At 60.5% G+C, this 23,273-nt stretch carries 25 protein-coding genes and 1 riboswitch; of the genes, 21 read left to right on the forward strand and 4 right to left on the reverse strand.

Features of this window, described 5'->3' with window-relative positions; genetic code table 11:
* Positions 1-3: 3 nt before the first annotated feature.
* From cbiB to pduF, 4 genes are all read right to left on the reverse strand, one after another.
* A complete protein-coding gene (gene cbiB, locus ABLU67_RS14400; protein ID WP_064358538.1) occupies positions 4-963 on the reverse strand; it encodes an adenosylcobinamide-phosphate synthase CbiB in 960 nt (319 codons plus the stop codon).
* Positions 960-2,339, reverse strand: a complete 1,380-nt coding sequence (locus ABLU67_RS14405) for a cobyrinate a,c-diamide synthase (protein ID WP_201162179.1) — start codon at positions 2,337-2,339, stop codon at positions 960-962. Before ABLU67_RS14405 ends, cbiB begins: the two co-directional genes overlap by 4 nt.
* Before the next feature lie 87 nt (positions 2,340-2,426).
* Positions 2,427-2,718, reverse strand: a riboswitch (cobalamin riboswitch).
* A 300-nt stretch (positions 2,719-3,018) separates the two neighbouring features.
* Positions 3,019-3,930, reverse strand: coding sequence for a regulatory protein PocR (pocR, locus tag ABLU67_RS14410; protein ID WP_014226637.1), 912 nt, complete (start codon positions 3,928-3,930; stop codon positions 3,019-3,021).
* Positions 3,931-4,118: 188 nt separating this feature from the next.
* A complete protein-coding gene (pduF, locus tag ABLU67_RS14415) occupies positions 4,119-4,919 on the reverse strand; it encodes a propanediol diffusion facilitator PduF (protein WP_004105118.1) in 801 nt (266 codons plus the stop codon).
* 523 nt (positions 4,920-5,442) lie between these two features.
* Between pduF and pduA the strand changes: the two genes are divergently transcribed.
* From pduA to ABLU67_RS14520, 21 genes are all read left to right on the forward strand, one after another.
* Positions 5,443-5,727, forward strand: a complete 285-nt coding sequence (gene pduA / locus ABLU67_RS14420) for a propanediol utilization microcompartment protein PduA (protein WP_001183618.1) — start codon at positions 5,443-5,445, stop codon at positions 5,725-5,727.
* Complete coding sequence (gene pduB, locus ABLU67_RS14425) at positions 5,724-6,536, forward strand: propanediol utilization microcompartment protein PduB (RefSeq protein ID WP_004205485.1); 813 nt, start codon at positions 5,724-5,726, stop codon at positions 6,534-6,536. Before pduA ends, pduB begins: the two co-directional genes overlap by 4 nt.
* 18 nt (positions 6,537-6,554) lie before the next feature.
* Positions 6,555-8,219 (forward strand): propanediol dehydratase large subunit PduC, encoded by a 1,665-nt coding sequence (pduC, locus tag ABLU67_RS14430; protein ID WP_004105132.1) that lies wholly within the window; start codon positions 6,555-6,557, stop codon positions 8,217-8,219.
* A gap of 10 nt (positions 8,220-8,229) precedes the next feature.
* Positions 8,230-8,904, forward strand: a complete 675-nt coding sequence (pduD, locus tag ABLU67_RS14435) for a propanediol dehydratase medium subunit PduD (protein ID WP_004853784.1) — start codon at positions 8,230-8,232, stop codon at positions 8,902-8,904.
* Between the two features lie 14 nt (positions 8,905-8,918).
* Positions 8,919-9,440 (forward strand): propanediol dehydratase small subunit PduE, encoded by a 522-nt coding sequence (gene pduE, locus ABLU67_RS14440; protein WP_004133648.1) that lies wholly within the window; start codon positions 8,919-8,921, stop codon positions 9,438-9,440.
* Between the two features lie 15 nt (positions 9,441-9,455).
* Positions 9,456-11,288 carry a propanediol dehydratase reactivase alpha subunit PduG gene (pduG, locus tag ABLU67_RS14445; protein ID WP_014226638.1) on the forward strand — a complete coding sequence of 611 codons (1,833 nt, stop codon included), beginning with the start codon at positions 9,456-9,458 and terminating at the stop codon, positions 11,286-11,288.
* A complete protein-coding gene (gene pduH, locus ABLU67_RS14450) occupies positions 11,278-11,655 on the forward strand; it encodes a propanediol dehydratase reactivase beta subunit PduH (protein WP_200914003.1) in 378 nt (125 codons plus the stop codon). The genes pduG and pduH overlap by 11 nt, the downstream gene beginning before the upstream one ends.
* Entirely contained in the window at positions 11,648-11,923 is a 276-nt protein-coding gene (pduJ, locus tag ABLU67_RS14455; protein ID WP_004853788.1) for a propanediol utilization microcompartment protein PduJ, read from the forward strand. Before pduH ends, pduJ begins: the two co-directional genes overlap by 8 nt.
* A gap of 3 nt (positions 11,924-11,926) precedes the next feature.
* Positions 11,927-12,409 (forward strand): BMC domain-containing protein, encoded by a 483-nt coding sequence (locus ABLU67_RS14460; RefSeq protein WP_086073861.1) that lies wholly within the window; start codon positions 11,927-11,929, stop codon positions 12,407-12,409.
* The gene (locus tag ABLU67_RS14465) at positions 12,409-13,041 is read left to right on the forward strand and encodes a phosphate propanoyltransferase (protein WP_014226641.1); all 633 of its coding nucleotides are present in this window, start codon (positions 12,409-12,411) and stop codon (positions 13,039-13,041) included. The genes ABLU67_RS14460 and ABLU67_RS14465 overlap by 1 nt, the downstream gene beginning before the upstream one ends.
* Entirely contained in the window at positions 13,038-13,529 is a 492-nt protein-coding gene (gene pduM, locus ABLU67_RS14470) for a microcompartment protein PduM (protein WP_148851477.1), read from the forward strand. Before ABLU67_RS14465 ends, pduM begins: the two co-directional genes overlap by 4 nt.
* 3 nt (positions 13,530-13,532) lie before the next feature.
* Positions 13,533-13,808 carry a propanediol utilization microcompartment protein PduN gene (gene pduN, locus ABLU67_RS14475; protein ID WP_004133641.1) on the forward strand — a complete coding sequence of 92 codons (276 nt, stop codon included), beginning with the start codon at positions 13,533-13,535 and terminating at the stop codon, positions 13,806-13,808.
* Positions 13,809-13,817: 9 nt separating this feature from the next.
* Positions 13,818-14,828 (forward strand): two-domain cob(I)yrinic acid a,c-diamide adenosyltransferase PduO, encoded by a 1,011-nt coding sequence (pduO, locus tag ABLU67_RS14480; protein WP_148851478.1) that lies wholly within the window; start codon positions 13,818-13,820, stop codon positions 14,826-14,828.
* Positions 14,825-16,216 (forward strand): CoA-acylating propionaldehyde dehydrogenase PduP, encoded by a 1,392-nt coding sequence (gene pduP / locus ABLU67_RS14485; RefSeq protein WP_046876754.1) that lies wholly within the window; start codon positions 14,825-14,827, stop codon positions 16,214-16,216. The genes pduO and pduP overlap by 4 nt, the downstream gene beginning before the upstream one ends.
* A gap of 11 nt (positions 16,217-16,227) precedes the next feature.
* Positions 16,228-17,340: a 1-propanol dehydrogenase PduQ gene (gene pduQ / locus ABLU67_RS14490; protein WP_348852353.1), complete on the forward strand. Its 1,113-nt coding sequence runs from the start codon at positions 16,228-16,230 to the stop codon at positions 17,338-17,340.
* Positions 17,337-18,692, forward strand: coding sequence for a cobalamin reductase PduS (pduS, locus tag ABLU67_RS14495; protein ID WP_025107423.1), 1,356 nt, complete (start codon positions 17,337-17,339; stop codon positions 18,690-18,692). Before pduQ ends, pduS begins: the two co-directional genes overlap by 4 nt.
* 2 nt (positions 18,693-18,694) lie before the next feature.
* Positions 18,695-19,249, forward strand: coding sequence for a propanediol utilization microcompartment protein PduT (pduT, locus tag ABLU67_RS14500; protein WP_004124543.1), 555 nt, complete (start codon positions 18,695-18,697; stop codon positions 19,247-19,249).
* Positions 19,249-19,599 (forward strand): propanediol utilization microcompartment protein PduU, encoded by a 351-nt coding sequence (gene pduU / locus ABLU67_RS14505; protein ID WP_064358530.1) that lies wholly within the window; start codon positions 19,249-19,251, stop codon positions 19,597-19,599. Before pduT ends, pduU begins: the two co-directional genes overlap by 1 nt.
* Positions 19,600-19,603: 4 nt before the next feature.
* The gene (gene pduV / locus ABLU67_RS14510; RefSeq protein WP_004853831.1) at positions 19,604-20,056 is read left to right on the forward strand and encodes a propanediol utilization protein PduV; all 453 of its coding nucleotides are present in this window, start codon (positions 19,604-19,606) and stop codon (positions 20,054-20,056) included.
* The gene (locus ABLU67_RS14515; RefSeq protein ID WP_004853834.1) at positions 20,041-21,255 is read left to right on the forward strand and encodes an acetate/propionate family kinase; all 1,215 of its coding nucleotides are present in this window, start codon (positions 20,041-20,043) and stop codon (positions 21,253-21,255) included. Before pduV ends, ABLU67_RS14515 begins: the two co-directional genes overlap by 16 nt.
* A 281-nt stretch (positions 21,256-21,536) precedes the next feature.
* Positions 21,537-22,403: an L-threonine kinase gene (locus ABLU67_RS14520; protein ID WP_025107422.1), complete on the forward strand. Its 867-nt coding sequence runs from the start codon at positions 21,537-21,539 to the stop codon at positions 22,401-22,403.
* The last annotated feature ends 870 nt before the right edge of the window (positions 22,404-23,273 follow it).

Below are 23,273 nucleotides of genomic sequence, written 5' to 3' on the forward strand. Positions count from 1 at the left end.
TCCTCAGGCAGCGCCGACCAGCCAGTACCGGACCGCCATAAACAGCGCCAGCGCCAGGGTCGAAGACACCCACATCAGTCGAATCGTTCGGGAAATATCGTCTACGGAAATATCGCGCGTCGCGTCGCCGATCCACGGCTTCTCCACGCGCTGTCCAAAGTAATCGTTAGGGCCGCCAAGCCGGATGCCGAGCGCCCCGGCGACCGCCGCTTCCGACCAGCCGCAGTTCGGGCTGCTGTGGTTGTAGCGGTCGCGCCAGCCGATGCGCAGCGCGCGGCCGCCCGCTTCACCGCAGAGGAGAGCGGCGAGGCTGATAAGCAGCCAGCTCAGGCGGGCGGGGATAAAGTTGGCGACATCATCGAGGCGGGCGCTGACCATGCCGATGGCCCGATATTTTTCGTGCTTATAGCCGACCATCGAATCCAGGGTGTTGACCGCTTTATAGGCCATCGCCAGCGGCGCGCCGCCCAGCAGCAGAAAGAAGAGCGGCGCGATAATGCCGTCGACGGTGTTCTCTGCGACGGTTTCCACCACCGCGCGATTAATCTGCTGCGGCGCAAGCTGCGACGTGTCGCGCCCGACGATCCACGACAGCTTGATACGGCTCTCCGCCAGATCCCCCGCGCGCAGCGGGCGCTCGACGTCCCGCGCCGACTGCGCCAGGCAGCGTCCGGCCAGCACGGTGAAAATCATCCATACCTCAACCAGCCAGCCAAGCCACGGATGAATCGTCCGCGCCAGCGCCAGCACGCCCCAGCAGAGGCTCCACGTTAGCCCGACCACCACCAGCCACATCACGGCGCCGCCGACGCGCAGGGCGACATCGCTGCGGCAATAGCGGCGCACGCCGCGCTGAACGGCGGCGATCAGGTTGCCTATCCAGCGCACCGGATGCGGCCAGCTCTGCGGATCGCCGATGATAAAATCGAGGAGCCAGGCAACGCCCCATGCCAGCAGCGTCATAGAGCGCTCCTTGCCGCAGCCAGCCAGTGGTTGAGCATGATGGGACGCTGCGCAAAGTGCAGGTGCAGATAGCTGGCGAACGTGTTGCCCACCTGCCAGCCGCCCGACCACTGCTGAAGGGTCATACCGTCGCGGACTTTACGGCAGGCCAGAACCGCCGGGATCTCAGGGGTAAAATCCGAGTAGTGAAACTCATGCCCGCGCAGGGTTTCGCCGGGCGCCGCCAGCAGCGTTTGCCGCATCGCCCGCGCCTCGCAGTAGCCAAAGCGGGTAAGCCGTTTGCCCATCTTGCTGTGGCCGGGAATCAGATTGGCCATCGGATAGATGTCGCCGCTGGCGTCTTCAAGGGTGCTGCCGAGATACATCAAACCGCCGCACTCGGCGTAAATCGCCACCCCGCGCCGGTGCGCCTCCCGCAGCTGCGCCAGCATCGACGTATTGGCCGCCAGCCCGGCGGCATGAATTTCCGGATAGCCGCCGCCGAGCCAAATCATCTGGCACGGCGGAAGCTCGCTATCGCGCAGCGGACTGAAGCGCACGATATTCACCCCGCAGCGTTCAAGCAGCGTAAGGTTATCCGGGTAGTAAAAGTTGAAGGCTTCGTCGTCGGCCAGCGCCAGCGTCAGGCCCGCGCCGGCGTCGGGCGACGGCAGCGGGGGCCACTCCCCGGCGGGTAGGGCGGTGAGCTGGCTAAGAGCCAGGAGCCGTTCAATATCCAGCGTTTGCGCCAGCGTTTGGGCAAAATCGCGCCACGGCTGCTGATTGACCAGCGACTCGCGGGCGGTGACCAGCCCCAGATGGCGTTCAGGTAACGCCACCCCTTCCACGCGCGGTACGTAGCCGAGCACCGGCAGCCCGCAATAGCGTTCAATGGCGCCTTTGAGAAGCTGATAATGGGATTCGCTGTTGACGCGATTGACGATAACGCCGGCGATATTCAGGCTGGGGTCGAAGTGTTGAAATCCCATCACCGTGGCGGCGATGGAGGTGGAAACCGCTTTGCCATCTACCAGCAAAATAACCGGACAGCCGAGCTGTTTAGCCATCGCGGCGGTGCTGCAGTAGCCAGGGTCGGTACCGAAGCCGTCATACAGCCCCATCACGCCCTCAATGACCGCGATATCCGCCCGCTGCATCCGTTCGCAAAACAGCGCATTGAGCACCGGTTCCGGGAGCATAAAGCTGTCGAGGTTGCGGGAAGCGACGCCGCTGACGACGGTGTGCCAGCCGGTATCGAGGTAGTCCGGGCCGACTTTGCAGGGCTGAACCCGCATACCGCGCTGCTTCAACAGGCTGAGCAGACCAAGCGTAACGGTGGTTTTACCACAACCGCTGCCGGTACCTGCGAGAATAAATGCGTGCTGCCTGGCTGCCATACCCCGATCCTGTGCCGGGTGGTAGGGCTGCGTGCATTCCCAGTCTTTCGACTGTACGCATCTGAGCAACCCACTTCCCACCGAAGTTGTTGATTATTACCGACAGGCAGGTCTTCTGGCTTAGCGTCGTCCTCTCCCATCCTTCCCAATCCGCTAAGCAGATCAGTGGTCATACCCGTCATACTTCACGTTGTATGTGCGTTGGCTTTACTTGTTCACCCCAGTCACTTACCTGTGTAAGCTCCTGGGGATTCACTCGCTTGCCGCCTTCCTACAACGCGAATTATTTAGCGTATATATGGGTTCGTCAGCATCACAGCAGCGGGGGCTGCGGGGGATTCACACCCCCTTCCCTGGCGCCTGTCGGTTTAGTCCGTCATGATTCGAGCGGGACTGCCCGGCTCGCATGATTTCCGGAATATCTTACGGAAGCTGGATGGCTCCCGTCGTGTTTAATTTTTAATTACCAAGGCCGTTTCATTACGCCGATGGCGCGCTGAAAGCCATTTCGGATATCACTCTATCCCATCAAATAAATAAAAACTGGTGCAGCTTATCGTTCTCTCATTATTATTTTGTTGCGCTATGACAATTTATTGCTCTGAATGAGATATTTTCATTTTAGAATGAGCCAGATACAAGGGCATATCAAAAATCGGCAATAACAAAATATTGTCATTTAAAATGACTCAGTTTGTGATCTGGCGTTAATTTGCTGGCGATAGGCCTGCGGAGTGACCTGATAAGCCTGGCGAAAAACTTTGCAAAAATAGCTGGTTTGCGAAAATCCTAAATTCCGCGCAATGCTGGCGATGCTCCAGTCGCTGTGGCAAAGCAGCTCTTTGGCGCTCACCATCCGCTGATGGTTCACCCACGCGTTAAAACCGATACCCTGATATTTTTTAAATAGCTTACTGAAGTAATAGGGGCTGAGATAAACGTGGGCGGCGACGTCTTCCAGGCGAAGCTCGTCGGATAAATGGGCGTCAATGTAGCGCAGCGCTTTCTTCATTTTGCTGTCGTGAGGGCTGGCGACCCGGCTGGCGCGCGCGGGTTCCGGCTGCTGGGGATTATCTTTAATCACCACAAAGTTGAGCTGCTTTTTCAGGCAGTTCTCGACGATCAGCTTCAGTAAATCCGCGGAGGCAATCACTCTGGAGTAGTCCATCTCCGGCACGTCGCGGAACGCGTTGAGCAGCTCGGGGTCCGCCTGCCAGCCGTCGTCCACGTTGAGGATATCCACCAGTTCTACATCGTTGCTTAAGCGCACCTGCCCGCATAGCACGAAGCCCACAAGGTGCCCGGCGATAACCAGAGGAATGGAAAAATCAGTTAACCCGGCGTGGCAGCGGTAGATACAGAGCTGATCGGTTTTTGACGCCTCGAGGCCGCCGCAGCGGTCGCTCATCCGGCAGCGGGTGCTGTGCTGAGGGTGCTGGCGCATCAGCTGGCAGAAAGGGGTGAAGTTAAACAGTTCAGATATTTCATCACCGTGAATATTGACAACCACAACCGCCAGACTGGTGGCCTGCGCAAAATCCTGTGCGATTTTATTAATGAGTTCTGAGTTCAGTGTGCTCGCAGAAATCATGATAAAACCTCTCAGTTAATTTTTTGTTATAAATAAAACATTTCTTTAATATTCACTTCCTTTCATCATCATTTACCGCCAACGATAAAAGAATATTACGATAGCAAAAGTCTCCCATCCGTGGGAGACGTTTTTGGCCAGTTCGTGATACCGGTTCATGAAAATTTTTCGCTATTTCAGCGGATGCATTAATCCTCTAATTTACAGGTATTACACGGTAAGTTATTTCCTATCAGATAACGATAGATGGCCGCGCCGAGGCAGGCGCCGATCAGCGGCGCAATAATCGGCACAATAAAGTACGGAATATCCCTTCCGCCGGTCATCGCGATATCGCCCCAGCCCGCCATCCACGTAAACAGCTTCGGCCCAAAATCACGCGCCGGATTCATCGCAAAGCCGGTCAGCGGCCCGGTTGACGCGCCAATCACCGCCACCAGCAGGCCAATCAGCAGCGGGGCCAGCGGCCCTTTCGGCACGCCGTTGCCGTCGTCGGTCAGCGCCATAATCATCCCCATCAGCATGGAGGTGATCACCACTTCGACCAGCGCCGCGTGCCAGATGCTCAGCGAGGCCGCCGGGTAGGTGCTGAAAATACTCGCCAGCTGCAGGCTCTCAACGCTGCCGCGAGCGATATGGTGGGCGGATTCAAACTCGGTAAACATAGTGCTGTACAGCACATAGGCCAGCACCGCGCCGCCGAAGGCGCCCGCGACCTGGGAGACAATATAGGGGAAGACTTTGCGCCCAGGAAAACAGGCAAATAGCCATAACGCAACGGTCACCGCCGGGTTGAGATGGCCGCCGGATATTCCCGACGTCAGATAGACGGCAAGCGAGATCCCCAGACCCCAGATAATGCATATCTCCCACAGTCCGAGGCTGGCGCCCGCTACCTTTAACGCGCTCAGGCAGCCGATGCCGAAAAACAAAAACAGCCCGGTGCCCAGAAACTCGGCGGTACATTGCGCTTTTAACGAATCATTCATGGTGACACCTTCTTAGCAGAGTTCGTGTCCTGACCAGCCAACCTCCTGCTGGCAGTAGAGTACAACGGGCCCACTATATGAACTCCGCTCCGCAAATTGTTGGCAACCTGCTGACGGCGGCCCCGGAAAATTCGGGCATCAATAACAAATTATTGTCATTGAATAACTCAGAATAGCATTGCTCACGCGCGGATTTCGCAATTACGCCATCGCCATGACATGCAAAAATATTGCTAAAACCAACTCATCGTTTTCCAACAAACATCACAAATCAGTTTTTCTCGCATAGCAGATAAAATTAAATTCGTCATGAACAAATTTGTAAATATGGAATATACAAAACAAGATAATCACATAACAATAAATAAAAATAACAATTAAAATCAATAGATTAAATTTACATGTAGCAATTTTATATTATTCAATACCCACTATTTTTTCACCATCAAATTCAAGTCAGCCATTCTTTTTCCTCGCATCTTCTTATAGTCCCAACTATCGGAACACTCCATGCGAGGTCTTTATGCAACAAGAAGCACTAGGAATGGTAGAAACCAAAGGCTTAACCGCAGCCATAGAGGCCGCTGATGCAATGGTTAAGTCAGCCAATGTGATGTTAGTGGGCTATGAAAAGATTGGCTCCGGACTGGTGACCGTCATCGTACGCGGCGACGTTGGCGCGGTAAAAGCGGCCACCGATGCGGGGGCCGCCGCCGCACGTAATGTGGGTGAAGTGAAAGCCGTACACGTCATCCCACGCCCCCACACCGATGTAGAAAAAATCTTACCGAAGGGAATTAGCCAATGAGCAGCAATGAGCTGGTGGAACAGATCATGGCTCAGGTGATTGCCCGCGTGGCAACGCCGGAACAGCAGGCCATCCCTACTGAAAACCATCCAATACGAGAGACGGCTATGGCAGAAAAAAGCTGCAGTTTAACGGAATTTGTCGGGACCGCCATTGGCGACACCCTGGGTCTGGTTATCGCCAACGTCGATACCGCCCTGCTGGATGCGATGAAGCTTGAAAAGCGCTATCGCTCCATCGGCATTCTCGGCGCCCGCACCGGCGCTGGCCCGCACATTATGGCGGCGGACGAAGCGGTGAAAGCCACCAATACCGAAGTGGTCAGCATTGAGCTGCCGCGCGATACCAAAGGCGGAGCGGGCCACGGTTCGCTGATTATTTTGGGCGGTAACGACGTTTCCGACGTTAAGCGCGGTATCGAAGTCGCGCTGAAAGAGCTCGACCGCACCTTTGGCGATGTTTACGGCAACGAAGCCGGGCATATCGAGCTGCAGTACACCGCTCGCGCCAGCTACGCGCTGGAAAAAGCCTTCGGCGCGCCGATTGGCCGGGCCTGCGGCATCATCGTCGGCGCACCGGCCTCCGTGGGCGTGCTGATGGCCGATACCGCCCTGAAGTCAGCCAACGTGGAAGTCGTGGCCTATAGCTCTCCGGCACACGGCACCAGCTTCAGTAACGAAGCCATTCTGGTGATTTCCGGCGACTCCGGCGCGGTCCGCCAGGCGGTCACCTCCGCGCGCGAAATCGGCAAAACCGTCCTTGCGACCCTCGGTGCTGAACCGAAAAACGATCGCCCGTCCTACATCTGATACCCACGAGGCTGATTCATGAGATCGAAAAGATTTGAAGCACTGGCGAAACGCCCTGTGAATCAGGACGGCTTCGTTAAGGAGTGGATCGAAGAAGGCTTTATCGCGATGGAAAGCCCGAACGATCCGAAACCGTCGATTAAAATCGTTAACGGCGCGGTGACCGAGTTGGACGGGAAACCGGTAAGCGATTTTGACCTGATCGACCACTTTATCGCCCGCTACGGTATCAACCTGAACCGCGCCGAAGAAGTGATGGCGATGGATTCGGTCAAGCTGGCCAACATGCTGTGCGATCCGAACGTTAAACGCAGCGAAATCGTCCCGCTGACCACCGCGATGACGCCGGCGAAAATTGTCGAAGTAGTTTCGCATATGAACGTCGTCGAGATGATGATGGCGATGCAGAAAATGCGCGCCCGCCGCACCCCGTCCCAGCAGGCGCACGTCACCAACGTCAAAGATAACCCGGTACAGATTGCCGCCGACGCCGCCGAAGGGGCATGGCGCGGATTTGACGAACAGGAAACCACCGTTGCGGTAGCGCGCTATGCGCCGTTCAACGCCATCGCGCTGCTGGTGGGCTCGCAGGTAGGCCGTCCGGGCGTGCTGACGCAGTGCTCGCTGGAAGAAGCCACCGAGCTGAAGCTCGGCATGCTGGGCCACACCTGCTACGCCGAAACCATCTCCGTCTACGGCACCGAGCCGGTCTTTACCGACGGCGACGACACGCCGTGGTCGAAGGGCTTCCTCGCCTCGTCCTACGCCTCTCGCGGGCTGAAAATGCGCTTTACCTCCGGCTCAGGCTCGGAAGTGCAGATGGGCTACGCCGAAGGCAAATCCATGCTTTATCTGGAAGCGCGCTGCATCTACATCACCAAAGCCGCGGGCGTACAGGGTCTGCAAAACGGTTCCGTAAGCTGCATCGGCGTGCCGTCTGCGGTGCCTTCCGGGATTCGCGCGGTGCTGGCGGAAAACCTGATCTGTTCGTCGCTGGATCTGGAGTGCGCCTCCAGTAACGACCAGACCTTCACCCACTCCGATATGCGTCGTACCGCGCGCCTGCTGATGCAGTTCCTGCCGGGCACCGACTTTATCTCCTCCGGTTATTCCGCGGTGCCGAACTACGACAACATGTTCGCCGGCTCCAACGAAGATGCCGAAGACTTTGACGACTACAACGTCATCCAGCGCGACCTGAAGGTGGACGGCGGTTTGCGTCCGGTTCGCGAAGAGGACGTCATCGCCATCCGTAACAAAGCCGCCCGCGCGCTGCAGGCCGTGTTTGCCGGAATGGGGCTGCCGCCGATTACCGATGAAGAAGTTGAAGCCGCGACCTACGCCCACGGTTCGAAAGATATGCCGGAGCGCAACATCGTCGAAGACATCAAGTTCGCCCAGGAAATCATCAATAAAAACCGCAACGGTCTGGAAGTGGTGAAAGCGCTGGCGCAGGGCGGATTCACCGACGTGGCCCAGGACATGCTCAACATCCAGAAAGCCAAGCTGACCGGGGACTACCTGCATACCTCCGCGATTATCGTCGGCGACGGGCAGGTGCTGTCGGCCGTCAACGACGTCAACGACTATGCCGGTCCGGCAACGGGCTATCGCCTGCAGGGCGAACGCTGGGAAGAGATTAAAAACATCCCTGGCGCTCTTGATCCCAACGAGATTGATTAAGGGGTGAGAAATGGAAATTAATGAAAAATTGCTGCGCCAGATAATAGAAGACGTGCTCAGCGAGATGAAGGGCAGCGATAAACCGGTCTCGTTTAATGCGCCGGCGGCCTCCGCGGCGCCCCAGGCCACGCCGCCCGCCGGCGACGGCTTCCTGACGGAAGTGGGCGAAGCGCGTCAGGGCACCCAGCAGGACGAAGTGATTATCGCCGTCGGCCCGGCTTTCGGCCTGGCGCAGACCGTCAATATCGTCGGCATCCCGCATAAGAGCATTTTGCGCGAAGTCATTGCCGGTATTGAAGAAGAAGGCATTAAGGCGCGCGTGATTCGCTGCTTTAAATCCTCCGACGTGGCCTTCGTCGCCGTTGAAGGCAATCGCCTGAGCGGCTCCGGCATCTCTATCGGCATCCAGTCGAAAGGCACCACGGTGATCCACCAGCAGGGGCTGCCGCCGCTCTCTAACCTGGAGCTGTTCCCGCAGGCGCCGCTGCTGACCCTGGAAACCTATCGCCAGATCGGCAAAAACGCCGCCCGCTATGCGAAACGAGAATCGCCGCAGCCGGTCCCGACGCTGAATGACCAGATGGCGCGGCCGAAGTACCAGGCGAAATCGGCCATTTTGCACATTAAAGAGACCAAGTACGTGGTGACGGGCAAAAACCCGCAGGAACTGCGCGTGGCGCTTTGATAAAGGATAACTCCATGAATACCGACGCAATTGAATCGATGGTACGCGACGTATTGAGCCGCATGAACAGCCTGCAGGGCGAGGCGCCTGCGGCGGCTCCGGCGGCTGGCGGCGCGTCCCGTAGCGCCAGGGTCAGCGACTACCCGCTGGCAAACAAGCACCCGGAATGGGTGAAAACCGCCACCAATAAAACGCTGGACGACTTTACGCTGGAAAACGTGCTGAGCAATAAAGTCACCGCCCAGGATATGCGTATTACCCCGGAAACCCTGCGCTTACAGGCTTCTATTGCCAAAGACGCGGGCCGCGACCGGCTGGCGATGAACTTCGAGCGCGCCGCCGAGCTGACCGCGGTACCGGACGATCGCATTCTTGAAATCTACAACGCCCTCCGCCCCTATCGCTCGACGAAAGAGGAGCTGCTGGCGATCGCCGACGATCTCGAAAGCCGCTATCAGGCGAAGATTTGCGCCGCTTTCGTTCGCGAAGCGGCCACGCTGTACGTCGAGCGTAAAAAACTCAAAGGCGACGATTAATTACAGGGGCATGTGATGCGATATATAGCTGGCATTGATATCGGCAACTCATCAACGGAAGTCGCCCTGGCGACCCTGGATGAGGCTGGCGCGCTGACGATCACCCACAGCGCACTGGCGGAAACCACCGGAATCAAAGGCACGTTGCGTAACGTGTTCGGGATTCAGGAGGCGCTCGCCCTCGTCGCCAGAGGCGCCGGGATCGCCGTCAGCGATATTTCGCTCATCCGCATCAACGAAGCGACGCCGGTGATTGGCGATGTGGCGATGGAAACCATTACCGAAACCATCATCACCGAATCGACCATGATCGGCCATAACCCGAAAACGCCCGGCGGCGCGGGGCTTGGCACAGGCATCACCATTACGCCGCAGGAGCTGCTAACCCGCCCGGCGGACGCGCCCTATATCCTGGTGGTGTCGTCGGCGTTCGATTTTGCCGATATCGCCAGCGTGATTAACGCTTCCCTGCGCGCCGGGTATCAGATTACCGGCGTCATTTTGCAGCGCGACGATGGCGTACTGGTCAGCAACCGGCTGGAAAAACCGCTGCCGATCGTTGACGAAGTGCTGTACATCGACCGCATTCCGCTGGGGATGCTGGCGGCGATTGAGGTCGCCGTACCGGGGAAGGTCATCGAAACCCTCTCTAACCCTTACGGCATCGCCACCGTCTTTAACCTCAGCCCCGAGGAGACGAAAAACATCGTCCCGATGGCCCGGGCGCTGATTGGCAACCGTTCCGCCGTGGTGGTCAAAACGCCATCCGGCGACGTCAAAGCGCGCGCGATACCCGCCGGTAATCTTGAGCTGCTGGCTCAGGGACGTAGCGTGCGCGTAGATGTTGCCGCCGGCGCCGAGGCCATCATGAAAGCGGTCGACGGCTGCGGCAGGCTCGATAACGTCACCGGCGAATCCGGCACCAATATCGGTGGCATGCTGGAACACGTGCGCCAGACCATGGCCGAGCTGACCAACAAGCCGAGCAGCGAAATATTTATTCAGGACCTGCTGGCCGTTGATACCTCGGTACCGGTGAGCGTCACCGGCGGTCTGGCCGGGGAGTTCTCGCTGGAGCAGGCCGTCGGCATCGCCTCGATGGTGAAATCGGATCGTCTGCAGATGGCAATGATCGCCCGCGAAATCGAGCAGAAGCTCAATATCGACGTGCAGATCGGCGGCGCCGAGGCCGAAGCCGCCATCCTGGGGGCGCTGACCACGCCGGGCACCACCCGACCGCTGGCGATCCTCGACCTCGGCGCGGGCTCCACCGATGCCTCCATCATCAACCCCAAAGGCGACATCATCGCCACCCACCTCGCCGGCGCAGGCGACATGGTGACGATGATTATTGCCCGCGAGCTGGGGCTGGAAGACCGCTATCTGGCGGAAGAGATCAAGAAGTACCCGCTGGCCAAGGTGGAAAGCCTGTTCCATTTACGCCACGAGGACGGCAGCGTGCAGTTCTTCTCCACGCCGCTGCCGCCCGCCGTGTTCGCCCGCGTCTGCGTGGTGAAAGCGGACGAACTGGTGCCGCTGCCCGGCGATTTAGCGCTGGAAAAAGTGCGCGCCATTCGCCGCAGCGCCAAAGAGCGGGTCTTTGTCACCAACGCCCTGCGCGCGCTGCGTCAGGTCAGCCCCACCGGCAACATTCGCGATATTCCGTTCGTGGTGCTGGTCGGCGGTTCGTCGCTGGATTTCGAAGTCCCGCAGCTGGTCACCGATGCGCTGGCGCACTACCGCCTGGTTGCCGGACGGGGAAATATTCGCGGCAGCGAGGGCCCCCGAAACGCGGTGGCCACCGGCCTGATTCTCTCCTGGCATAAGGAGTTTGCGCATGAACGGTAATCACAGCGCCCCGGCCATCGCGATCGCCGTCATCGACGACTGCGACGGCATGTGGCGCGAAGTGCTGCTGGGTATCGAAGAGGAAGGTATCCCTTTCCGGCTCCAGCATCACCCGGCCGGAGAGGTCGTGGACAGCGCCTGGCAGGCGGCGCGCAGCTCGCCGCTGCTGGTGGGCATCGCCTGCGACCGCCATACGCTGGTCGTGCACTACAAGAATTTACCCGCATCGGCGCCGCTTTTTACGCTGATGCATCATCAGGACAGTCAGGCCCATCGCAACACCGGTAATAACGCGGCACGGCTGGTCAAAGGGATCCCTTTCCGGGATCTGAATAGCGAAGCAACAGGAGAACAGCAGGATGAATAACGCACTGGGACTGGTTGAAACAAAAGGGTTAGTGGGCGCCATTGAGGCCGCCGATGCGATGGTGAAATCCGCCAACGTGCAGCTGGTCGGCTACGAAAAAATTGGCTCGGGCCTCGTCACCGTAATGGTGCGCGGCGACGTCGGCGCGGTCAAAGCGGCGGTAGACGCGGGCAGCGCGGCGGCGAGCGCGGTGGGCGAGGTGAAATCCTGCCACGTGATCCCGCGTCCGCACAGCGACGTTGAGGCCATTTTACCGAAATCAGCCTGATTGATGGCGAATAAGGAGCACCGCGTGAAGCAATCACTGGGATTACTTGAAGTTTGTGGTCTGGCACTGGCTATCAGCTGCGCCGATATCATGGCGAAATCCGCTTCTATCACGCTGGTCGCCCTCGAAAAGACCAATGGTTCAGGCTGGACGGTGATTAAAATTACCGGTGATGTGGCCTCCGTGCAGGCGGCCATCACCACCGGCGCACAGTTTGCCGAGCAGCGAAACGGCCTGGTGGCCCACAAAGTCATCGCCAGGCCCGGAGAAGGGATCCTGCGCGCGGAGGCGCCCCCGCCCTCCGTCATGCAACCTGAACCTGAAGCGTCAGGGACGGCTGATGTCGTTTCGCCAGCGCCAGCAGAAGAGCTTCCCCAGCAACACGGCGTGGTCAGCTGCAACCTGTGCCTCGATCCAAAATGTCCACGCCAGAAGGGTGAGCCGCGCTCGCTTTGCATTCATCCCGGCAAGCGAGGTGAAGCGTAATGGATAAACAGCTTCTGGAATCAACGGTCAGCAAAGTTCTCGACGAGATGCGGCTACGCCCCATCCCGCTGGGGGTTTCAAATCGTCATATTCACCTGTCGGCGGCGGATTACGAACGCCTGTTCCCCGGCCATCCCATCAGCGAGAAAAAGGCGCTGCTGCAGCCGGGACAGTACGCCGCGGAGCAAACCGTCACCCTGGTGGGGCCGAAGGGGCAGCTTAAAAATGTGCGCCTGCTCGGTCCGCTGCGCTCGGTAAGCCAGGTGGAAATCTCGCGTACCGATGCCCGAACCCTGGGGGTTGCGGCGCCGCTGAGGATGTCCGGCGATCTGAAAGGGACACCGGGCATCCGCCTGGTCAGCCCTTTTGGCGAGCTGGAGCTGGCGTCAGGGGTTATCGTCGCGCAGCGGCATATTCATATGTCGCCGCTCGATGCGCTGATCCTGCGGGTCGCCCACGGCGACAGAGTTTCGGTGGCCATTGAAGGCGACGCGCGCGGGCTGATCTTCAACAACGTGGCGGTTCGCGTTTCGCCGGATATGCGCCTCGAAATGCACATCGATACCGATGAAGCCAACGCCGCCGGCGCCGATAACCCGCAGGTCTTTGCCCGGCTGGTAGGCCCGCGATGAACGGCGAAGTTCTGCAGCGCATCGTGGAGGAGATTGTCTCCCGGCTGCAGCGTCGCGCCCATAGCACGGCGACGCTGAGCGTGGCGCAATTGCGCGATGCCGACTGCCGGAGCCTGTTCTGCCAGCACGCGTCGCTGCGCATTCTGCTCGTCGACCTGCCCCTGCTGGGCCAGCTGACGGAGGCGGAAACCGACGATCCCGCGGCCCGCAACATTCACGACGCGCTGGCTTTTGGCCTCCGCGTACAGCTCACCCTGCACCGCCAGCTGCTGCCGGTTATCCCGGTTAAAAAACTGGCCCGCCTGCCGGTGAACTTCACCGACGAGCGCGGAGTGCCGCTGATCCTGCACGCGGGTTCGGTGCTGAGCTATCGCGACGTCGCGCCGCTGGGCCAGGGGCGCCTGGTTTTCCACCGCAAATGCCTCGTGACCGCGCTGGCGCGCGACGCGGCGCAGGCGCGGAATATTGAACTCATTAAGCAGGAGTAAATCATGCATCTGGCACGAGTCACGGGCGCGGTTGTCTCCACGCAAAAATCGCCTTCCCTGGTCGGCAAAAAGCTGCTGCTGGTGCGGCGGGTCAGCGCCGATGGTGAGCTCCCCGCCTCGCCGACCTCCGGCGATGAAGTCGCCGTGGATTCCGTCGGCGCGGGGGTTGGCGAGCTGGTGCTGCTCAGCGGCGGTTCCAGCGCCAGGCACGTTTTTTCCGGGCCAAACGAGGCCATCGACCTCGCCGTTGTCGGCATTGTCGATACGCTTTCACGTTAAGGAGCGACTATGGCGATTTATACCCGAACGGGCGACGCTGGCACCACCTCACTCTTTACCGGCCAGCGGGTGAGCAAAACCCACCCGCGGGTTGAAGCCTACGGCACGCTGGATGAGCTCAACGCCGCGCTGAGCCTGTGCGCCTGCGCCGCCGCGGATAAACACCACCGCGCCCTGCTCGAAGCTATCCAGCAGCAAATTTTCTGGTTTAGCGCAGAACTGGCCAGCGACAGCGAACGGCCGTCGCCGAAACAGCGCTACATCAGCAGCGAAGAGATTTCCGCTCTGGAAGCCGCTATCGATCGGGCCATGGCCCGCGTCGAACCGCTGCACAGCTTTATTTTACCCGGCCGCTGCGAAGCCGCGAGCCGTCTGCATTTTGCCCGCACGCTGGCCCGCCGGGCCGAACGCCGGCTGGTTGAGCTGGCGGCGGAAGTCACCGTGCGCCAGGTGCTGATGCGCTACATCAATCGCTTATCAGACTGCTTGTACGCCCTGGCGCGCGCGGAAGATAGCGATGCTCACCAGAACAACATCATCCGCGAAGTGAGCCGGCGCTATCTGGCCGCCAGCCAGCCGAGCCGCAGCAAGGAGACGACGCCCGTGGCCCTCTCATTCCACGATCTGCACCAGCTTACCCGCGCCGCCGTTGAGCGCGCGCAGCAGCTACAGGTGCCGGTGGTGATCAGCATCGTTGACGCGCACGGCACCGAAACCGTGACCTGGCGGATGCCGGACGCTCTGCTGGTCAGCAGCGAGCTGGCGCCGAAAAAGGCCTGGACCGCGGTGGCGATGAAAACGGCGACCCATGAGCTGAGCGACGCCGTTCAGCCGGGCGCCGCGCTTTATGGCCTCGAAACGCATTTACAGGGAAAAGTGGTCACCTTTGGCGGCGGTTACGCCCTGTGGCGCGACGGCTTATTAATCGGGGGTCTTGGCATCAGCGGCGGCAGCGTTGAGCAGGACATGGACATAGCACTGGCCGCCATCGCGGCCATTAACGTGGGAACTCATCAATGAATACTTCCGAACTCGAAACCCTTATTCGCACCATTCTTAGCGAACAGTTAACCCCGGGGCAAACGCCGGAGCAGCCGCAGGGCAAAGGGATTTTTCAGTCCGTCAGCGAGGCTATCGACGCCGCGCACCAGGCGTTCTTACGTTATCAGCAGTGCCCGCTGAAAACCCGCAGCGCCATCATCAGCGCAATCCGTCAGGAGCTGACGCCGCAGCTGGCCGCGCTGGCGGAAGAGAGCGCCAATGAAACGGGGATGGGCAACAAAGAAGATAAGCTCCTGAAAAACAAGGCTGCGCTGGACAACACGCCGGGCGTGGAAGATCTCACCACCACCGCGCTGACCGGCGACGGCGGCATGGTGCTGTTTGAGTATTCGCCGTTTGGCGTTATCGGGTCGGTCGCACCGAGCACCAACCCGACGGAGACCATCATCAACAACAGCATCAGCATGCTGGCGGCGGGCAACAGCGTCTATTTCAGCCCGCATCCGGGAGCAAAAAAGGTCTCTCTGAAGCTGATTAGCATGATTGAAGAGATTGCCTTCCGCTGCTGCGGCATCCGCAATCTGGTGGTCACCGTGGCGGAACCGACGTTTGAAGCCACCCAGCAGATGATGGCCCATCCGCGCATTGCGGTCCTCGCTATTACCGGCGGCCCCGGCATTGTGGCGATGGGCATGAAGAGTGGTAAGAAAGTGATCGGCGCCGGCGCGGGCAACCCGCCCTGCATCGTCGATGAAACGGCGGATCTGGTCAAAGCGGCGGAAGATATCATCAACGGCGCCTCGTTCGATTACAACCTGCCCTGCATTGCCGAGAAGAGCCTGATTGTGGTGGAGAGCGTCGCCGAACGTCTGGTGCAGCAAATGCAAACCTTCGGCGCGCTGCTGCTGAGCCCTGCCGATACCGACAAACTCCGCGCCGCCTGCCTGCCTGAAGGCCAGGCGAATAAAAAACTGGTCGGCAAAAGCCCATCGGCCATGCTGGAAGCGGCCGGCATCGCCGTTCCGGCGAAAGCGCCGCGTCTGCTGATAGCGCTGGTTAACGCCGACGATCCGTGGGTCACCAGCGAGCAGCTGATGCCGATGCTGCCGGTGGTAAAAGTCAGCGATTTCGATAGCGCGCTGGCGCTGGCGCTGAAGGTTGAAGAGGGGCTGCATCATACCGCCATTATGCACTCGCAAAATGTCTCGCGCCTGAACCTCGCGGCCCGCACTCTGCAAACCTCGATATTCGTTAAGAACGGCCCCTCTTATGCCGGGATTGGCGTCGGCGGCGAAGGCTTTACCACCTTTACTATCGCCACGCCGACCGGTGAAGGGACAACCTCGGCGCGCACGTTTGCCCGCTCCCGTCGCTGCGTGCTGACCAACGGCTTTTCCATTCGCTAACCGAGGTCGCGATGAAGACTTTCTCACTACAAACGCGGTTGTACAGCGGTCAGGGTAGCCTGGCGGTGCTCAGGCGCTTTACCCACAAGCATATCTGGATCATCTGCGATGGCTTTCTTGCGCGCTCGCCGCTGCTGGAAACCCTGCGTCAGGCGTTGCCCGCAGATAACCGCATCAGCGTCTTTAGCGAGATAACCCCGGACCCCACTATCCATACCGTGGTGCAGGGCATTGCGCAAATGCAGACCCTGCAGCCGCAGGTGGTCATCGGCTTCGGCGGCGGCTCGGCGATGGACGCGGCGAAAGCCATCGTCTGGTTTAGCCAGCAGAGCGGCATCAATATCGAAACCTGCGTGGCGATACCAACCACCAGCGGTACCGGTTCGGAAGTGACCAGCGCCTGCGTGATTAGCGACCCGGATAAAGGCATCAAGTATCCGCTGTTCGACAATGCACTCTATCCCGATATGGCGATCCTTGACCCGGATCTGGTGGTCAGCGTGCCGCCGCAGATTACGGCCAACACCGGCATGGACGTGCTGACCCACGCGCTGGAGGCGTGGGTCTCTCCGCACGCCAGCGACTTTACCGACGCGCTGGCGGAAAAAGCCGCCAGGCTGGTGTTTCAGTATCTGCCCACGGCGGTGGAAAAAGGCGACTGCGTGGCGACGCGCGGGAAAATGCACAATGCCTCAACGCTTGCCGGGATGGCGTTCAGCCAGGCGGGGCTGGGGCTTAATCACGCCATCGCCCACCAGCTTGGCGGGCAGTTTCATCTGCCGCACGGGCTGGCCAACGCGCTGCTGTTAACCGCGGTTATCCGCTTTAACGCCGGTCATCCGCGCGCCGCAAAACGCTACGCCCGGCTGGCCAAAGCCTGCGGCTTTTGTCCGGCAGACGCCAGCGATAGTACGGCGATCAATGCGCTGATCCAGCAAATCGAACGGCTCAAGCAGCGCTGCGCGCTGCCGTCACTGGCGGTCGCGCTGAAAGAGGGACGATCCCAGTACTCAGCGCGTATTTCGGCAATGGTGCAGGCCGCGCTGGCTGACGTGACGCTACGCACCAATCCTCGCCCGGCCAGCGCCGGGGAGATTCAGGAACTGCTGGAGGATCTGCTATGAGTACCGCCGTCAACGCTGCTGAAATGGCCTGGAGCGCCGAGGAGATCCGCGAGCGCGTGCGCGCGGCGGGCGTGGTCGGCGCGGGGGGCGCGGGGTTTCCCGCCCACGTGAAGCTGCAGGCGCAGGTAGAGATTTTTCTGGTGAACGCCGCCGAGTGCGAACCGATGCTCAAGGTCGACCAGCAGCTGATGTGGCAGCAGGCTGCGCGTCTTGTCCGCGGCGTGCAGTACGCGATGACGGCAACCGGCGCGCGCGAAGGGGTGATAGCCCTGAAAGAGAAGTACCGCCGGGCTATCGATGCGCTCACCCCGCTGCTGCCTGCCGGTATTCGCCTGCATATTCTGCCGGATGTCTATCCCGCAGGCGATGAGGTGCTGACTATCTGGCTGGCTACCGGTCGCCGGGTCGCGCCCGCCGCGCTGCCGGCCAGCGTCGGGGTCGTGGTGAATAACGTGCAAACGGTGCTCAATATTGCCCGAGCGGTTGAGCAGCAGTTTGCGGTGACCCGCCGTACGCTGACCGTTAACGGCGCGGTCGCCCGGCCGCTGACCGTCACCGTCCCCATCGGCATGTCGCTGCGCGAAGTGCTGGCGCTGGCGGGCGGCGCGACGGTCGACGACCCCGGGTTTATTAACGGCGGCCCGATGATGGGCGGCCTGATTACCTCCCTCGATAGCCCGGTAACCAAAACCACCGGCGGCCTGCTGGTGCTGCCGAAAAGCCATCCGCTTATCCAGCGGCGGATGCAGGACGAGCGCACGGTGCTTTCCGTGGCCCGTACCGTCTGCGAGCAGTGCCGACTGTGTACCGATCTCTGCCCGCGGCATCTGATCGGCCACGAACTCTCTCCGCACCTGCTGGTGCGGGCGGTGAACTTTCATCAGGCCGCCACGCCCCAGCTGCTGCTGAGCGCCCTCACCTGCTCGGAGTGCAACGTCTGCGAAAGCGTGGCCTGCCCGGTGGGGATCTCGCCGATGCGCATCAACCGCATGCTCAAACGCGAGCTGCGGGCACAAAACCAGCGCTACGAAGGGCCGCTCTATCCGGCCGATGAGATGGCGAAATATCGCCTGGTGCCGGTGAAGCGGCTGATCGCCAAACTGGGGCTGAGCCCCTGGTATCAGGAGGCGCCGCTGGTGGAGGACGAACCGGCAGTAGAAACCGTGACGTTGCCGCTGCGCCAGCATATCGGCGCCAGCGCGGTAGCGAACGTTGCGGTGGGAGAGCGCGTTACGCGCGGGCAATGCGTTGCCGATATCCCGGCAGGCGCATTAGGCGCGCCGATTCACGCCAGCATCGACGGCGTGGTTGCGGCCATCAGCGAACAGGCCATCACGGTGGTAAGAGGTTAACCATGTCTCAGGCTATAGGAATTTTAGAACTCACCAGCATTGCCAAAGGAATGGAACTCGGCGATGCGATGCTGAAAAGCGCCAACGTCAATCTGCTGGTCAGCAAGACTATCTGCCCGGGTAAGTTTTTACTGATGCTCGGCGGGGATATCGGCGCTATCCAGCAGGCTATTGAAACCGGTGCCTCGCAGGCCGGCGAAATGCTCGTCGACAGCCTGGTGCTGGCGAATATTCACCCCAGCGTCCTTCCGGCCATCAGCGGCCTGAACAGCGTGGACAAGCGCCAGGCGGTCGGCATCGTTGAAACCTGGAGCGTTGCGGCCTGCATCAGCGCCGCCGATCGGGCGGTAAAAGGCTCCAACGTCACCCTGGTGCGGGTGCATATGGCCTTCGGCATCGGCGGTAAATGCTACATGGTGGTGGCGGGCGACGTTTCCGACGTCAACAACGCGGTCACGGTAGCCAGTGAAAGCGCGGGCGAAAAAGGGCTGCTGGTCTACCGTTCGGTGATCCCGCGCCCGCATGAAGCCATGTGGCGACAGATGGTGGAGGGATAATGGAAAGACAGCCGACCACGGATCGCATGATTCAGGAATACGTTCCCGGGAAACAGGTGACCCTCGCGCACCTGATTGCCAACCCCGGGAAAGATCTCTTTAAGAAGCTCGGCCTGCAGGATGCGGTTTCCGCCATCGGCATCCTCACCATTACGCCCAGCGAGGCGTCGATTATCGCCTGCGATATCGCCACCAAATCCGGCGCGGTGGAGATCGGTTTTCTTGACCGCTTTACCGGCGCCGTGGTGCTGACCGGCGACGTTTCCGCCGTCGAGTACGCCCTCAAGCAGGTGACGCGCACCCTGGGCGAGATGATGCATTTTACTACCTGCTCAATAACCCGGACGTAGCGCGATGAAACGTCTGATGTTTATCGGCCCCAGCCAGTGCGGCAAAACCTCGCTGACCCAGGGCCTGCGCGGCGAAGCGCTCCATTACAAGAAAACCCAGGCGATTGAATGGTCGCCGATGGCCATCGACACGCCGGGCGAATATCTGGAGAACCGCTGCCTTTATAGCGCTCTGTTGACCAGCGCCTGCGAGGCCGACGTTATCGCTCTGGTGCTGAACGCCGACGCCCAGTGGTCGCCGTTTTCTCCGGGTTTTACCGCCCCGATGAACCGCCCGACGATTGGCCTGGTCACCAAAGCCGACCTGGCCGACCCGCAGCGGTTATCGCTCATCGAGGAGTGGCTCAGGCAGGCTGGGGCGCAGCAGATTTTTGTCACCAGCGCGCTGAATAATCTGGGTCTTGATGCCGTGCTGGATTTTCTGAATTCGAAGGAACCTCTATGTCTTACAAAATAATGGCCATTAATGCCGGCAGCTCATCGTTAAAATTCCAGCTGCTGGAGATGCCTCAGGGCGATATGCTCTGCCAGGGATTGATTGAACGTATCGGCATGGCAAACGCCCAGGTGACCCTCAAAACGCCGGCGCAGAAATGGCAGGAGACGGCGCCGATTGCCGATCACCGTGAAGCGGTCACCCTGCTGCTGGAAAAGCTCCTCGACCACCGGATTATCCAGAGTTTGCAGGATATTGACGGCGTCGGCCACCGCGTGGCGCACGGCGGAGAGCGCTTTAAAGATTCGACGCCGGTCACCGATGATACCTTAGCGGAAATCGAGCGCCTGGCGGAGCTGGCCCCGCTGCACAACCCGGTCAACGCGCTGGGCATTAACGTTTTCCGCCAGCTGCTGCCCGAAACGCCGTCGGTGGCGGTATTTGATACCGCTTTTCACCAGACGCTGGACGAGCGCGCCTTTATCTATCCGCTGCCGTGGCGCTACTACAGCGAGCTGGGCATTCGCCGCTACGGCTTCCACGGCACCAGCCATAAGTACGTCAGCGCGACGCTGGCGGAAAAGCTGGGCGTGCCGCTGAGCGCCCTGCGCGTGGTGAGCTGCCATCTCGGCAACGGCAGCAGCGTATGCGCAATCAAAGGCGGGCGCTCGGTTAATACCTCAATGGGCTTTACGCCGCAGTCCGGCGTGATGATGGGCACCCGCAGCGGCGATATCGATCCGTCGATTCTACCGTGGCTGGCGCTGCATGAGGGGCAAACGCCGGAGCAGCTTAATCAGCTGCTGAATAACGAATCCGGCCTGCTGGGGGTTTCCGGCGTGTCGCACGATTATCGCGATGTCGAGCAGGCGGCGGACAGCGGCAATCGTCGGGCGGCCCTGGCGCTCTCGCTGTTTGCCGAGCGCATCCGCGCCACCATCGGCAGCTATATTATGCAGATGGGCGGCCTGGACGCGCTGATCTTTACCGGCGGCATCGGCGAAAACTCCGCCCGCGCCAGGAGCGCCATCTGCCATAACCTGAATTTCCTCGGGCTGTCGGTCGATGAAGAGAAAAACCAGCACAACGCCACCTTTATCCAGGCCGAGAATGCGATGGTCAAAGTGGCGGTCATTAATACCAATGAAGAGCTGATGATTGCCCGCGATGTGATGCGCCTGGCGCTTCCCGAAGCGCAGACATTAACCGTTTCAGCCTGAGCTCGCAGCCCGGCAAGTTGCGGTGAATCATGGTAATAGCGGGATCGGCATGACACTATGCGCTTAAAATTCTGAAACTTTACCCTAAATAATTCAAGTTACAGGACAAAGCACTTGTGCTTTGAACAGCGCTTGCGCTGGCCCCGTAGGGGCGAGGCCGCAGGCCGAGTAACGCGGCAAACGAGTGAGTCCCCAGGAGCTTACATAAGTAAGTGACTGGGGTGAATGAGAGCAGCCAACGCCCCTGTAGCTTGAAGTATAACGGGTAAAAAGGTGAATACGTGGCCGTAGCACAATGCCCCGCCTCCTGCGGTGAACTCATCCAGGGCTGGATCCTCGGCAGCGAGAAGCTGGTCTCCTGCCCCGTTGACTGGTACAGCACCGTCGAGGTGGACTACGGTTCGCCTCGCGCGGATGAACGTCCGCTGGCGCGGGCGATGGTCGACCGGCTGCTGAGCTACTGGCGCTATCCGGCGGAGCTCGGCAAAGAGATTCGGATCGATATTTGCTCCACGATTCCGGTCGCCAAGGGGATGGCCAGCAGCACCGCGGATATCGCCGCGACGGCGGTGGCCACCGCGCATCATCTCGGCCATCCGCTGGATGAAACCACCCTCGCCCGGCTCTGCGTCTCCCTGGAGCCCACCGACAGCACCCTGTTCCGCCAGCTGACCCTGTTCGACCACAACACCGCCGCCACGCAGATTGCCTGCGGCAGCCAGCCGCAGCTCGATCTGCTGGTGCTGGAAAGCCCCGCCACGCTGCTGACCACCGATTACCACCGCCTTCCCCGGCTTGAAAAGCTGCACGCCCACTCCGCGTCTCTGCAACTAGCCTGGGAGAAAGTTCAGCTGGCCTGCGAGACGGATAATCCGCGGCGGATGGGAGAGGCCGCGACGCTCAGCGCCGTCGCCAGCCAGCATCTGCTGCCGAAGCCGGGGTTTGATACGCTGCGGGGGCTGGTGGAAGAGTGCGATTTATACGGTATTAACGTGGCGCACAGCGGCAGCGTGGTCGGCCTGATGCTCGACCGCCAGCGTCACGATATTGAGTATTTGCAGCGACGGCTGGGAGAGACGCGGCTTAGCGAGCTCTGGCCCCGGCAGCACCTGCTGCGCATGGTGCAGGGCGGCGTCGAGCTGCGCTAACGCTTCCGCAGCCATTCCCCGGGTTGCGGCGCTGCGCGCCTTACCCGGGCTACCGACCCGCAGACGGCTATGAGCCCGTAGCCCGGCTAAGCGCAGCGCGAGCCGGGAAGAAGACCGCAACAAAACCTCATGCTGTGCACCTTCCCCGGAGGCGGCGCTGCGCGCCTTACCCGGGCTACCGACCCGCAGACGGCTATGAATCCGTAGCCCGGCTAAGCGCAGCGCGAGCCGGGGAGAAGCCGCACCGATACATTCATCCCGGCGCATTCCCCGGGTTGCGGCGCTACGCGCCTTACCCGGACTACCGACCCGCAGACGGCTATGAACCCGTAGCCCGGGCTAAGCGCAGCGCGAGCCGGGGAGAAGCCGCACCGATGCATTCATCCCGGCACATTCCCCGGAGGCGGCGCTGCGCGCCTGTCCGGGCTACCGACCCGCAGACGGCTATGAATCCGTAGCCCGGGCTAAGCGCAGCGCGAGCCGGGAAGAAGACCGCAACAAAACCTCATGCTGTGCACCTTCCCCGGAGGCGGGCTACCGGTCCGCAGACGGCTATGAACCCGTAGCCCGGCTAAGCGCAGCGCGAGCCGGGAAGAAGACCGCAACAAAACCTCATGCTGTGCACCTTCCCCGGAGGCGGGCTACCGGTCCGCAGACGGCTATGAACCCGTAGCCCGGCTAAGCGCAGCGCGAGCCGGGAAGAAGACCGCAACAAAACCTCATGCTGTGCACCTTCCCCGGAGGCGGGCTACCGGTCCGCAGACGGCTATGAACCCGTAGCCCGGCTAAGCGCAGCGCGAGCCGGGAAGAAGACCGCAACAAAACCTCATGCTGTGCACCTTCCCCGGAGGCGGGCTACCGGTCCGCAGA

The organism is Klebsiella sp. GN_Kp190 (genome assembly GCF_040061795.1).
In the GTDB taxonomy this organism is placed as follows: domain Bacteria; phylum Pseudomonadota; class Gammaproteobacteria; order Enterobacterales; family Enterobacteriaceae; genus Klebsiella; species Klebsiella michiganensis.